The 13504-nt window shown below is 40.4% G+C and carries 9 protein-coding genes and 1 pseudogene; 6 read left to right on the top strand and 4 right to left on the bottom strand.

What is annotated here, in order from left to right:
• Nucleotides 1-282 precede the first annotated feature (282 nt).
• Together L2735_RS15365 and L2735_RS15360 are read left to right on the top strand one after the other, a co-directional pair.
• Nucleotides 283-1119, top strand: a complete 837-nt coding sequence (locus L2735_RS15365; RefSeq protein WP_248985550.1) for a DNA ligase — start codon at nucleotides 283-285, stop codon at nucleotides 1117-1119.
• Nucleotides 1120-1245: 126 nt separating this feature from the next.
• Nucleotides 1246-1761 (top strand): low molecular weight protein-tyrosine-phosphatase, encoded by a 516-nt coding sequence (locus L2735_RS15360; RefSeq protein WP_248985549.1) that lies wholly within the window; start codon nucleotides 1246-1248, stop codon nucleotides 1759-1761.
• A gap of 217 nt (nucleotides 1762-1978) precedes the next feature.
• Here L2735_RS15360 and ylqF read toward each other — a convergent pair whose 3' ends face one another.
• Together ylqF and L2735_RS15350 are read right to left on the bottom strand one after the other, a co-directional pair.
• Entirely contained in the window at nucleotides 1979-2923 is a 945-nt protein-coding gene (gene ylqF, locus L2735_RS15355) for a ribosome biogenesis GTPase YlqF (RefSeq protein WP_248985548.1), read from the bottom strand.
• 119 nt (nucleotides 2924-3042) lie between these two features.
• Nucleotides 3043-3882, bottom strand: coding sequence for an isopenicillin N synthase family dioxygenase (locus tag L2735_RS15350; protein ID WP_248985547.1), 840 nt, complete (start codon nucleotides 3880-3882; stop codon nucleotides 3043-3045).
• A gap of 182 nt (nucleotides 3883-4064) precedes the next feature.
• Between L2735_RS15350 and L2735_RS15345 the strand changes: the two genes are divergently transcribed.
• On the top strand, nucleotides 4065-4988 hold the full coding sequence (locus L2735_RS15345) for a bifunctional methionine sulfoxide reductase B/A protein (RefSeq protein WP_248985546.1): 924 nt from the start codon (nucleotides 4065-4067) through the stop codon (nucleotides 4986-4988).
• 379 nt (nucleotides 4989-5367) lie between these two features.
• Here L2735_RS15345 and L2735_RS15335 read toward each other — a convergent pair whose 3' ends face one another.
• Nucleotides 5368-6927: a SulP family inorganic anion transporter gene (locus L2735_RS15335; RefSeq protein ID WP_248985545.1), complete on the bottom strand. Its 1560-nt coding sequence runs from the start codon at nucleotides 6925-6927 to the stop codon at nucleotides 5368-5370.
• Between the two features lie 193 nt (nucleotides 6928-7120).
• On the bottom strand, nucleotides 7121-10300 hold the full coding sequence (gene rne / locus L2735_RS15330; protein ID WP_248985544.1) for a ribonuclease E: 3180 nt from the start codon (nucleotides 10298-10300) through the stop codon (nucleotides 7121-7123).
• Between the two features lie 606 nt (nucleotides 10301-10906).
• On the opposite strand from rne, the gene rluC reads away from it, so the two are divergent.
• The 3 genes and pseudogenes from rluC to L2735_RS15315 all read left to right on the top strand — a co-directional run.
• Complete coding sequence (gene rluC / locus L2735_RS15325) at nucleotides 10907-11863, top strand: 23S rRNA pseudouridine(955/2504/2580) synthase RluC (protein WP_248985543.1); 957 nt, start codon at nucleotides 10907-10909, stop codon at nucleotides 11861-11863.
• A gap of 11 nt (nucleotides 11864-11874) precedes the next feature.
• Nucleotides 11875-12516, top strand: coding sequence for an HAD family hydrolase (locus L2735_RS15320; protein ID WP_248985542.1), 642 nt, complete (start codon nucleotides 11875-11877; stop codon nucleotides 12514-12516).
• Between the two features lie 133 nt (nucleotides 12517-12649).
• Nucleotides 12650-13504: pseudogene (locus L2735_RS15315) on the top strand (IS3 family transposase); the annotation flags it as partial.

Here is a 13504-nt window from a genome sequence, read left to right as displayed (position 1 = left end):
ATTTTTTAAGGTTATTTTTGCAGCGAATTGTTGGCCATTTATACAAGGCTGAGACTTTGTGGTGTAGTTATTCTACATAAAAAGTCGATAACGCAGTAAAAATGGCCAACAAACGCTGCCCAAAGGGTTCGACTAAAACGTTTTACTCTTTGTTGGATGAATCTTTGTGAATAAAAGGTGCTTAGATGACTAGGCATCAATCCATCCGCCTCAATTAAAACGCTTTTATTTCGAACAAAACTTAACCTGCAAAGATCAACAGGCCCTAGCAAGGATGCTACTATGCAAAGATATTTACTGTCTATTATATTTCTGTTCATCTATTTTGTATTTCCTCTACAGCTTATCGCAGCTGAAAACCCGCCTATTCAATTAGCGACCCGTTATCAAGATCATATAGAGGTAAAAGATTATTTTGTCAGTGAAAAACTTGATGGCGTTCGCGGATATTGGAATGGCAGTAATATGTTGTCTCGCTCTGGCAGAGAAATAACGATACCAGATTGGTTTGTTGCTGACTTTCCGCCAATTAAGATAGATGGAGAGTTGTGGATAAAACGTAATAATTTTGAATCGATTTCAGCTTTAGCTCGAAGTCAGAAACCTGATAGTTTGTTATGGCGCGAAGTTAAATTCATGATATTTGATTTACCTGAAAACATTGGACAATTTAGTGAGCGGGTTAAGCAGATGATAACAATTGCTGCTGATTCAAAACACATGCAAGTCATCACCCAGCAAGAGTTTGCGACTCAGGAAAGGCTTTACCAAGAACTTGATAGGGTAATAGCACTCGATGGTGAAGGTTTGATGCTCCATAAAAAAACGGCGTTATATAAAGTTGGCCGAAGTCGAGATATTGTTAAGTTAAAACCACGATATGATGCAGAAGCTGTGGTCATTTCGCATATTGAAGGTAAAGGAAAGTTTTCAGGATTAATGGGCGCTATTACTGTAGAAATGCCTGATGGTAAAAGATTTAAGATTGGCAGCGGATTTAGTGATAACGATAGGGCTAATCCGCCGAAGATAGGCGCTGTGGTAACCTATCAATACTTAGGGTTAACTAAAAATGGTATTCCGCGTTTTGCTCACTTTTTAAGAGTAAGATCTGAATAAAGATAAATGAATTAACCCATAAACAATATTGTTAAGGCGTGATTTATATTTTAATAAATTAATCAACCGATTCTCAATATCACTAACTGAATATAACTAACTGAAGAAAAATAATAGGATGCTATATTGAAAACCAGCATTAAAGATAATCAACATAATCCGCTTGATTTGAGCCAAGTAAAGTCAGTGCTATTTGTATGTCTCGGTAATATTTGCCGCTCACCAAGTGCAGAAGCGGTGTTTCGAGAAAAAGCACAAGCATTACAGCTTAAGCTTGATATCGATTCAGCAGGCACTGCGGCATATCATCAGGGGAACCCGCCAGATCCTCGCTCAATTAAAGCTGGTGAAGCCAGAGGTCTAGATTTTTCTGGCATGCAGGCAAGGAAAGTCACCGATGAGGACTTTAAGCATTTTGATTTAATTCTTGCTGCAGATGATAGTAACCTTGAAGACTTGCTAATTCGTTGCCCTGCCAATTATCAACACAAGATAAAGCTGATTTTATCCTTTGCAAATGAGGAGGTTGGGGGAGTAACAGAAGTTCCAGATCCTTATTATGGCGGAGAAAATGGATTTGAAGTGGTGCTAGATTTACTTGATGCGAGTTTAGGGAGTTTGGCACAACAAATTAAACATTAGCACTTATTTAATGTTTAAAGCTTAGTACTAATTTGAAATTTAAAGATGACAGTTAAAGCGCGTTACTGGTAAGTGAGTGTCATTATGAAAAGTCTTTTATTTTATTAAAAGTTTCATATAAAAATCTACTATTAAAATTTGGTCAATAAAAAAGGCTTACCCAATGATAAGCCTTTAATTTTTATGTTTTAGTTAACTCAATTTCTTAAGCTGGAACTTAATCATTTTGATGGCGTTTACCAGAGCGCTTTAATCTTTCTTGCTCAAGTTTTTGTTGTTTGATTGCTTCTTTTTCTGCCATTACCCGTGCAACTTCTGCCTTCTCTAGTTCAGCCATTTCTGGTGTTTCTAAAGTGAGTAAACCTGTTTTACCTGAACGGAATTCATGAAGCAGTAATTCAGAGGCTTTGTGTAAATCGATTCGACCGCCAGGTCTCAATGCACCACGTTTACGACCAATTTCTTCCAGTAACTCAATGTCGGTTTCTGGCAGCGATTTAAGTTTATAACGCTCGCAAATCTCATCAGGGTAGGCATGCAGGAAATACTCAGCCGCAAACATGGCCACATCTTCATATTCCATCGCGGTATCTTTAATTGCGCCAGTGACTGCCAAGCGGTAACTACTGGCTTCATTGTCCACTTTTGGCCACAAAATACCTGGCGTGTCAGACAGTACAATACCGTTTTTTAAATTAATGCGTTGCTGACGTTTAGTGACTGCTGGCTCATTACCCGTTTTAGCTAATGTACGTCCTGCAAGGGTATTAATAATGGTAGATTTACCCACATTCGGAATACCCATGATCATGGTACGAATGTCTTTTTCTAGTTTATCTCGTGAAGGCACTAGCTTGCGGCAAATATCTGGAATACTTTTGACTTGACCAGGTTGCAATGTCGTAATCGCAGTGGCTTTAACGCCCTGTTCACGTTCTAGATATTCAATCCAACGTGCGGTGATTTTTGGATCTGCTAAGTCAGATTTGTTTAGTAGTTTAATACATGGCTTATCGCCCCTTAAGGTCGAAACCATAGGGTTTTCACTACTAAAGGGAATACGTGCATCTAATACTTCGATGACAAGATCGACTTGAGGCATTGCCTCTTCAATCTCTTTTCGAGCTTTGTGCATGTGTCCTGGGTACCATTGAATTGCCATGTGTTTGCCTTTTTTAAAACCACTTCCAACAAAGGGGGCATATTCTACCTTGTTATGCCGCTAAATGATAAAAAAAAGCGCCAATTGGCGCTTTTAACTTGTTGGATTAACATTAGAACTTAAATAACACCAAGCTCGCGTAATCTTTCCATTAAATAGCTATCTGCAGTATAGCGCTCAGATAACACAACTTCAGGGTTTGGATGTAAAAATAATGGCAATGAAATGCGTGATTTAGTTTTATCCGTTCCCTCTGGATTAATGACTCGATGTGATGTTGATGGGTAATAACCACCAGAAGCTTCTTGCAACATGTCACCGATATTGATAATGATATTACCAAAGTCACTTGGTACATCAATCCAGCTATCATCTTTAGTTTGTACTTGAAGACCTGGCTCGTTAGCCGCAGGTAAAACGGTGATTAGATTGATGTCTTCATGGGCTGCTGCGCGAATAGCGCCGAGCTCTTCATCACCCGCCATAGGAGGGTAATGCAGTACACGAAGCAAAGTCTTTTCACTTTCAGCAATCATCGCTGGTAGCGGAATTGAGAACTTAGCAGCAACATCAGCTGGGGCATATTCTTCAATCCAGCCTAATAGCTCTGCTGCTAAATCATTTGCGTGCTGGTAATAAGCAAGAATATTCGCTTTTAATGATTCTGGAATACGTCCCCAAGGATAAACGTGAAAATATTCTTTGATATCTTTTACGCTATGGCCTTTGGCTGTTTCAGAAATCGAAGCTGGGAAGAAGCCATCTTGTGTTTCTGGTTTAAATAAAAAATCATTTTTTTGTTCAGACTGAAAGAACTCGTACCATTCTTTATAGATGGTTTCGACTAGCTCTTTACTGATTGGATGGTTTGATAACACGCCAAAGCCGGTGTCTCTTAAAGATTCGACAAATTGTTTAGCACAACCTTCTGAGCGGTAATCAATTGTTTCTAATTTCATATTTTCTACTTATTGTTTTATTTGACCCAACGTGATTTTAACCTTGGTCACACTTTGTCGCAATTTTTTGATCTAAAAACAGGTCTTATAAGTCGAAATAGTGATCTTTATTGGGCATACTGCCATCTGTTAAAATTTTGCTTTACAGTAAGAAGGCCAAGATTGAAGTTAGGACGATGCAAATGAATGAATTAACTGAGTTTGAAAAGTATGTCATTGAGCAGAAAGGAACTGAACGTCCATTTAGTGGAGAATACGTCAATCATGAAGTTGAAGGCTTGTATTTATGTAAAAAGTGCTTAGCGCCTTTGTACAAAAGTGAGCATAAGTTTAATGCATTTTGTGGCTGGCCAGCCTTTGATGATGAAATCCATGGTGCCATTAAACGAACACTCGATGCCGATGGCCAGAGAACAGAGATAACTTGCCATGAATGTGGTGGTCACCTTGGGCATGTGTTTAAAGGTGAAATGTTGACTGGTAAAAATATGCGGCATTGCGTCAATTCAGTGTCTATGGTGTTTAAAAGCTACGAAGACATTGAAGCTGAAAAGTCTAGTGCCACCAAGGCATTACAACTTGCGACATTGGGTGCTGGTTGCTTTTGGTGTATCGAGGCGGTATTTCAACGACTCGACGGTGTAGAAAGTGTCTATTCAGGCTATAGCGGTGGAACGACTGAAGATGCTCATTACGATGCAGTATGTAGTGGAGTAACAGGCCATGCTGAAGTTATTCAGGTGAAATTTGACCCGAAAGTCATTAGTTACAACACATTGCTATCTGTGTTTTTTGCCATACATGATCCCACCACATTAAATCAGCAAGGCAATGATAAAGGGCCGCAGTATCGCTCAGTGATCTTTACTCATAATGCTGAGCAAGTCGATGCCGCGACGATTGCGATTAGTAAATTAATCCAGCAGGGCATTTGGCCTAAACCAATTGTGACAGAAGTTAGTATGTATGAAGCTTTTTATCACGCAGAGAACTTCCATGATGATTACTTTGCTAAAAACGCCGAACAACCTTATTGCCAGCTGTTAATTAAGCCGAAGTTTGAAAAAGCGATGAAACAATTTGAAGCGCTGTTAAAAAAAGAATAACACTTGCTAGGGTCTGTTGATCTTTACTGGTTAAGTTTTGTTCGAAATAAAAGCGTTTTAATTGAGGCGGATGGATTGATGCCTAGTCATCTAAGCACCTTTTATTCACAAAGATGCATCCAACAAAGAGTAAAACGCTTTTAGTCGAACCCTTTGGGCAGCGTTTGTTGGCCATTTTTACTGCGTTATCGACTTTTTATGTAGAATAACTACACCACAAAGTCTCTGCCTTGTATAAATGGCCAACAATTCACTGCAAAAATAGCCTTGAAAGATCAACAGGCCCTAGATAAGGTGACTCGTCAATTAATGCCATTAAAAAAGCGAACTAATTAGTTCGCTTTTTTTGATTTAACTTTTATCTGAAACAAAGTTCAAATTATGAATCCAATGCATCATCAGCCACTTTGTAATGTGGATCTTCAATCACGTTAACTTCAACTAAGTCACGAGCCTTATGAAGTAACTCTTTACAGTCACCACTTAAATGTCTTAGGTGTAATCGTTTACCTGCTGTCACGTAACGTTCAGCTAATGTATCAATAGCATCTAATGCAGAATGATCTGCAACACGTGAATTTTGGAAATCCACAATCACATCTTCAGCATCGTTTTCAGCATCAAATAATTCTAGGAAGTTCGATACTGAACCGAAGAATAATGGACCATTAAGTTTATACACTTTCCAGCCATTGGCATCCGTACTGGTTTCAACGTTAATGTGTTTAGCATGTTCCCAAGCAAATACTAATGCAGAAACGATAACACCAACGAACACTGCAAACGCTAAGTCGGTAAATACCGTGACGGTTGTCACCAATACAATCACAAAGGCATCATGCTTAGGGACTTTGCGCATAACTTTAAAGCTGGCCCATTCGAACGTACCAAGTACAACAATGAACATCACACCAACCAAAGCTGCGAGTGGGATGATTTCAATGAAGGCTGCGCCAAATAAAATAAAGGCTAATAGTGCAAGTGCTGCGGTTATGCCAGATAAACGACCCCGACCACCAGAGTTAATGTTAATCATTGATTGACCAATCATCGCACAACCACCCATAGCGCCAAAGAAGCCACTGGTGATATTACCAACACCTTGGCCTACACATTCTTTGTTACCACGGCCACGGCTGTTAGTCATTTCATCAATCACTGTTAATGTCAGTAACGACTCAATTAAGCCAACAGCTGCAAGAATACATGCGTAAGGCAAAATGATATAAAGTGTTTCTAAGTTAAATGGTACACTTGGAATCGCAAATGAAGGTAGGCTACCTGCAATCGTTGCATTTGCATCACCGCTCATGGTTTTTAAGAAGTCGAGAACGTTTCGAGTATCTAAATCTAATCCAACAACAATGGCTGTTACCGTTAAAATTGCTACCAGTGAAGACGGGATTGCTGTCGTTAGCTTAGGTAAAAAATGGATGATGGCCATAGTTAGCGCAACAAGACCTAACATGACCATTAAAGGCCCTTGTTCAAGCCATACCATATTTCCAGCCGCATCTTTGACTTGAAACTGTCCAAGCTGAGCTAAGAAAATCACAATAGCCAAACCATTCACAAATCCAATCATTACTGGGTAAGGGACTATGCGAATAAACTTACCGAGTTTGAATATCCCAGCAGAAATCTGAATAATCCCCGCGAGCACCACAGCAGCGAATAGATATTGCACTCCATGTTCGACAACCAGAGATACCATTACAACTGCCATTGCGCCCGTTGCACCAGAGATCATCCCCGGACGTCCACCAATAACAGCCGTAATAATGCCCATAATAAAGGCGGCGTATAAACCCACCATAGGTTCAACTTGAGCGACAAATGCAAAAGCAACAGCTTCTGGAATGAGCGCTAGAGCAACAGTTAGCCCAGATAATATATCGGCTTTACTACTGCTGGTTTTGTGACGAAGTAAATCGAACATTTAGCCTCTGAAAATAATTGAAGTGTTTGATAACAAAAAGTGTGAGCATGTTAACAAAATTTAACGATTCACTAAACCTGAATTTAAACTTAATTGAGTACAAATTGTAATTTAATCAAACTATAAACATAAAAAAACCACGCTATTGAGCGTGGTTTTTTAATTTGAGCTTTGTCTGAATTAATTCAAGGGTTTATGCCTTGGTAGTATCAGATGAAGCGCTGTTTGCTACTTTAGATTTTGCTAACTCAGCATCAGGCTGTGATTTTTCATATTCACGACCTTTAGGTATAGCTTGCTGAGTACGCACTTCAGAAACAGGTTTAGTGGTATCAGACATCACCATTGAGCCGAAACGGCTAGCGGTTGCAGGTTTTTTAGCCGGCGCTTCAACTTTAGCTTCTACCTTTGCTTCAGCAGCTGGAGTAGCAACAACTTTACGTTGAATCGCTGCGGGCTTAGCCATCGGTGCAGAAGCAATAGAATTGTCTTTTGCTGGTGCTTTAGGTGTCTCTGCTTTAACTTCTTCCACTACCGGTACTTCAACAACTGGCGTTTCTACTGCTGGAGTGTCAACGACAGGTTCTTGTGAAACAGGCGCTTCAGCTTTAACTTCTTCAACGACTGGCTCTTGAACAACAGGTGCTTCAGTTTTAACTTCTTCAGCTACTGGCTCTTGAGCTACAGGAGTTTCAGTTTTAACTTCTTCAGCTACTGGCGCTGTTTCGACAGCTGGAGCCTCAGACTTAACTTCAACAGCTTGGGCAGCTTGTTCTGCATCAAGTTGTTTCTCAAGTTCATCAACTGGTGTGAATACCGCTGTTGCTGGAGATGTTTCATCTTCATCACGGCGACGTCGTTGACCTGCAGCGCGAAGGTGGCGCGGGCTACGACGACTACGACGTTGACCTTGTTTTTCTTCATTGTCTTCTGCGTTAGTTTCTTCTGTCGCTTCTGCAACAGCTTCAACTTTTGCTGGAGAAGCGGCTTGCGCCGAGCTTGTAGATTCTACAACAGCTGTTTCCGTAGTTGTTTCTACTGCAGAGGTTTCAACTGCAGGAGTTTCAACTTTAGCTTCAGTGGCAGTTTCTGTTTTTTCAACTTTAACAACTTGCGCATCTTTGGAAGATTCTGATGTTGCAGTTTCAACTGTCTCAGTTTTCGCAGTGTTGTCTTTTCTTGGACGACGAGTGCGAGTTGGCTTAGCTGTCTGTTCAGTAGCAGTAGGTTTAGCTGCTTCTAATGATGCATTGCTTTCAGTTGCATCAACTTCATTTAACTTAGCTTCATTTTGTTCGTTTTCAATACGAACTTTACGGCGCATGTTACGACGTTGACGACGTTCTCTTGCTGCTTCTTGCTTAGGTGACTTCTCACCTTCGGTGCGAGTTTTTTCAGCTTGAGGCTTAGCTACTTTAGCTTTAGGGTCATTTTTGTTCTGACGTTTATCTTGCTCTTTGTTAGCAACATCTCTGTCAGACTTTTTATTACGGCCCTTGTTGTCTCTGCCTTTATTTTCAGCATCATTGCGATTGTCGCTACGATTGTCATTACGGTTGCGGCGGTTATCGTTACGACGAGAGTCATTACGACGGTTGCGGCGGTTGTTTTGACCGTCTTTACGGTTCTTATCTGATGGCTTAGATTCAGTTTTAGCAGGTTCATCAGATGAGAACAGTTTGCTAATTGCAGAAACCATTTTAGAGAAGAAACCAGGCTCTGATGGCGCTTGAACTGCCGCTTTAGCAGGTTGCTCTGCTGCAGGTTGAGGTGCAGCGTTTTTTGGCGTTCCAAAACCTTTAATCGCAGGCTGTTGTGCTTCTGCACGTTCGAGCTTACGTGGCTCATATAACTTAGCTTCAGGCTTTTCTACACGCTTGTAGCTTGACTCAACCATTTCATCGTCGCTTCTTAAGCGAGATACACGGTAATCAGGTGTTGTCATGTGAGAATCTGGAATAACGTACACTTCAACATTGTGGCGTTCTTCAGTGATGCGAATTGCTTTACGTTTCTCGTTTAATAGGAACGCAGCAACATCTACTGGTACAACCGCTTCAATTTGTGAGGTGTTTTCTTTAATCGCTTCTTCTTCCATTAAACGAAGAATAGAAAGTGCTAACGATTCAGTACTACGAATAGTACCTTGACCATGACAGCGTGGACATAAATGACCTGCTGACTCACCAAGAGAAGGGCGAAGACGCTGGCGTGACATTTCCATCAAACCAAAGCGAGAAATACGACCTAATTGAACACGTGCACGGTCTAAATGAACGGCATCACGCATTCTGTTTTCAACTTCACGTTGATGTCTAACAGGGGTCATATCGATGAAATCGATAACCACTAAACCACCCAAGTCACGTAGACGTAATTGACGTGCAATTTCATCAGCGGCTTCAAGGTTTGTATTCAGTGCTGTTTCTTCGATATCGCCGCCTTTAGTTGCGCGGGCAGAGTTAATATCGATAGACGTTAATGCTTCAGTTGGGTCAATAACGATTGAACCACCAGAAGGTAAACGCACTTCACGTTGGAAAGCAGACTCAATTTGAGATTCAATTTGGAAGTGAGTAAACAATGGCACTTCTGATTCGTAACGCTTAACACGATCGACAAAATCAGGGCGAACTAGACCAATGTGTTGTTTTGCTTCTTCAAAAATACGTGGGTGGTCAATTAGGATTTCACCAACATCACGGCGCAAGTAATCTCGGATTGCGCGGACAATCACGTTACTTTCTTGGTGAATTAAGAATGGTGCAGGCTTGCTTTGAGCCGCTTCTTGAATCGCATCCCAGTGATGTTGTAGAACTTTAAGATCCCACTTTAATTCAGCAGCATCTTTACCAACACCAGCAGTACGTACAATCAGACCCATACCATTTGGTACAGATAACTCTGACATTGCCGCTTTAAGCTCAGTACGCTCATCACCTTCGATACGACGTGAAATACCGCCAGCACGTGGGTTGTTAGGCATTAATACTAAGTAAGAGCCAGCAAGAGAGATGAATGTAGTTAAGGCTGCGCCTTTATTACCACGTTCTTCTTTGTCGATTTGAACGATGACTTCCTGACCTTCAGATACCACTTCTTTGATATTTGGACGGCCTTGGAAAGAGTAACCTTTAGGGAAGTATTCGCGTGCGATTTCTTTAAGCGGAAGGAAACCGTGACGATCAGCGCCGTAGTCAACAAACGCAGCTTCTAATGAAGGTTCTACGCGAGTAATGGTGCCTTTATAGATATTTGATTTTTTTTGTTCATGGCCTGGGCTTTCGATATCCAGATCATACAATTGTTGCCCATCTACTAGGGCAACGCGCAACTCTTCCGATTGAGTTGCATTAATTAACATACGTTTCATGATGACTTAATTCTTCTAATAAGGTCATCAAACAAAGACTTATCGTTGCATTACGGGCCTAAAATTATTCTTCACAAAGCCTCGCGGCTGGTTTTTAGGCAAGTTAGGTGCGCATTGCTGTAAGACGCATTCGCTGCGTGTCGCATCCTATTTATGGCTTATTTTTTAATGATTACAAAAACAAGGACCTCGTTGTTAATGACCAACGAACCCCATAAATTTAAATTTCTTATCCGGTAATGCCCAAGTCGAATCTGTCTGTTTGATGACAAGCTAAAATTTGTTCGAATTTGGGGGGTGTAATTTTTCAGGAAAACTTTGTAAATAATGATGAAACAGACGGTTTAACTGTAAAAGCAATTCTTATTGCTTTGTGATGTTTACAGTCTGCAAATCAATGATTTGCGACCTGCCGTGCTCATGAATTCTACTGAAAAAACACCTTAATAAATTGAGGTTGTGAACATTTTATTCACTGTTTATCCTCAATCACTGCGCAAATATAGCAATAAACAATTTATACAGCAATCAAAACAACGAATTCTTATTGTCCCATCGAAGTTAAAGTTAGGGTACAATGTGCGCCGTAATTACTATAGGCGCATCATGAATACAGAAACTCCCACAAAAGTTCAGTTGGTCACCATTGATGAAGATCACTTTGAACAACGCATTGATAATTTTCTCCTCACCAAATTAAAAGGTGTACCTAAAAGCATGATTTACAGAATCGTGCGTAAAGGTGAGGTGCGTGTAAATAAGAAAAGGATAAAACCTGAGTATAAATTACAGATTGATGATGTGGTGCGTATTCCGCCAGTAAGAATGGCTGAGAAAGATCATCGTACAGCTCCGTCGCCAAAATTATCTAAAGTGACTCAGTTAGAGACGCGTATTATTCATGAAGACAATCACCTTATTGTTTTGAATAAACCTGCGGGTATTGCTGTTCATGGTGGCAGCGGTGTTGATTTTGGTGTGATTGAAGGTCTTCGTTCTTTACGACCTCAACAAAAGTTTTTGGAATTAGTTCACCGTCTAGATAAAGATACATCTGGCGTTTTACTTATTGCCAAAAAACGAAGTGCACTAAAACATTTGCATGACCAATTACGTAAAAAGACCATGCAAAAAGATTATATGGCGCTTGTGCGTGGTGATTGGCAAGCAAAAGATAAAGTCGTTAAAGCCCCTCTGCTTAAAATCACGCTTAAATCAGGTGAACGCATAGTGCGCGTTAATCAGGAAGGTAAACCTTCAGAAACCCGTTACAAAATAATGCAACGCTATCATGGTTGTACTTTAGTTAAAGCCAGCCCGGTAACAGGTCGTACTCACCAAATTCGTGTTCATTGTCAGTATGCAGGACATGCGATTGCTTGTGATGATAAATATAGCGAACAAAAATTTGATGATTCAATGCGTGAGAAAGGATTGAACCGTTTGTTCTTACATGCAGCAGAGCTTAAATTTATTCATCCTGAAAACGATGAAGTCAAAATAGTCAAAGCACCATTAGATGATATTTTGCAATCAACACTAGAGAAATTAAAGCGCGCATAAAGGCAGACAAGATGAAGCAGTATCAGTTAGTCATATTTGATTGGGATGGCACCTTAATGGATTCAATCGGCAAAATTGTCGATTGCATGCAAAGTGTCGCGCAAGAGTTAAGTTTGCTAGTGCCTAGCGAGCAGCAGGTGCGGGATATTATCGGTCTATCAATTTTACCTGCAATGGAAAAGTTGTTCCCTGATAACGCTGATAAATATGATGACTTGCTTGAAGCATATAAAAATTATTATTTAAATATTAATTCAACGCCTTCGCCTTTATTTGAAGGTATTGAATCTGTGTTAACTCAAATTCAAGCAGCAGGGCATACACTTGCTATCGCAACAGGCAAGCGCAGAGCTGGACTTGATCGCATGTTAGCTGAAACTGGTTTAGGGCAATATTTTGTGGCGACACGCTCAGCTGATGAAGCTGAGTCTAAACCACATCCTTCAATGATCACTTCTCTATTAGAAGAGTTCAATGTGCCACCAGAGCAAGCAGTAATGATTGGCGATTCTAAGTTAGACATTGCAATGGCTAATAATGCCGGTGTGAGCAGTATCGCAGTGACCTATGGTGCGCACAGTTTGGAAGACCTACTGAGTCAAAATCCGACCGCTACAGCAAGTAAGCCAACTGATATATTACTGCACCTTTAGTTATGTTTTAACTTAATTCTTTTAAGTAGATGTTTGATGACTTATGAATATATAAAAGCCGATGATTAACTCATCGGCTTTTTTATTCGATATGTCTTGTCCTGAAATGTGTTTACACATTTAGGACTTTATTATGTCAACACCAATACCCGCTCGTATTAAACGAACACAACGAGATTATTCATTAGGCTTTAAATTACAAGTTGTCGCAGCTGTAGAAAAAGGCGACATGACTTATAAACAAGCTCAAACAACCTATGGCATTCAAGGTCGTTCCACGGTACTTACATGGCTCAGAAAGCACGGTAAGATGGACTGGACTCAGCCAGTGAGAATGACTATGCCTAAAACAATCTATGCTAAAGAAACGCCAGCTCAAAAGATAAAGCGCCTTGAAAAGGAGCTTGAAGATGAGCATTTGCGTAATTTATTGCTTAATGAAGCTGTCGATATTATCGATGCAGAATATGGAGCAGGCCTAAGAAAAAAGTACTTAGCCAGGGAGCGAGAAGTCTTCAAAAACAGAAAGTAACAAGCTTAAATCGGGCTTGTAAGCTGCTTGGTATAACAAGGCAAGCGATTTACCAAAGAGAAGCGAGAGCCCATTGTCGAGTTGTGGTATTAGCACCAGTCAAAGCAATGGTGCTAGATATCCGCCGATTTATGCCTCGGATAGGTGGCAAGAAGCTCTATTTTCTACTTAAGCCTAAGTTCATTGAGAAAGGGATTAAACTTGGACGGGATAACTTCTTTAGCTACTTAAAAGAAGAAGGTTTACTCGTCAAACCGAAGCGTAACTACACTAAGACCACTCACAGTAAACACTGGATGAAAAAACATCCGAATTTACTAAAGGAGTATCACCCAACAATGCCAGAAGAGGTGTTTGTAAGTGATATAACGTATGTTCAATCAGACCAAGGTGTTCATTACCTATCTCTAGTAACCGATGCGTTCAGTCGTAAAATAATGGGATATGAACTGAGTA

The organism is Shewanella olleyana, assembly GCF_023283825.1.
Taxonomy (GTDB): domain Bacteria; phylum Pseudomonadota; class Gammaproteobacteria; order Enterobacterales; family Shewanellaceae; genus Shewanella; species Shewanella olleyana.
Note: the sequence above shows the minus strand (reverse complement) of the source record. Positions and strands in the feature narration are given on the sequence as shown.

What these genes read in the sequence shown, in the direction of transcription:
- L2735_RS15365 (WP_248985550.1), top strand. Translation starts at nt 283, where the DNA reads ATGCAAAGATATTTACTGTCTATTATATTTCTGTTCATCTATTTTGTA.
- ylqF (WP_248985548.1), bottom strand. Translation starts at nt 2,923, where the DNA reads ATGGCAATTCAATGGTACCCAGGACACATGCACAAAGCTCGAAAAGAG.
- L2735_RS15350 (WP_248985547.1), bottom strand. Translation starts at nt 3,882, where the DNA reads ATGAAATTAGAAACAATTGATTACCGCTCAGAAGGTTGTGCTAAACAA.
- L2735_RS15345 (WP_248985546.1), top strand. Translation starts at nt 4,065, where the DNA reads ATGAATGAATTAACTGAGTTTGAAAAGTATGTCATTGAGCAGAAAGGA.
- L2735_RS15335 (WP_248985545.1), bottom strand. Translation starts at nt 6,927, where the DNA reads ATGTTCGATTTACTTCGTCACAAAACCAGCAGTAGTAAAGCCGATATA.
- rne (WP_248985544.1), bottom strand. Translation starts at nt 10,300, where the DNA reads ATGAAACGTATGTTAATTAATGCAACTCAATCGGAAGAGTTGCGCGTT.
- rluC (WP_248985543.1), top strand. Translation starts at nt 10,907, where the DNA reads ATGAATACAGAAACTCCCACAAAAGTTCAGTTGGTCACCATTGATGAA.
- L2735_RS15320 (WP_248985542.1), top strand. Translation starts at nt 11,875, where the DNA reads ATGAAGCAGTATCAGTTAGTCATATTTGATTGGGATGGCACCTTAATG.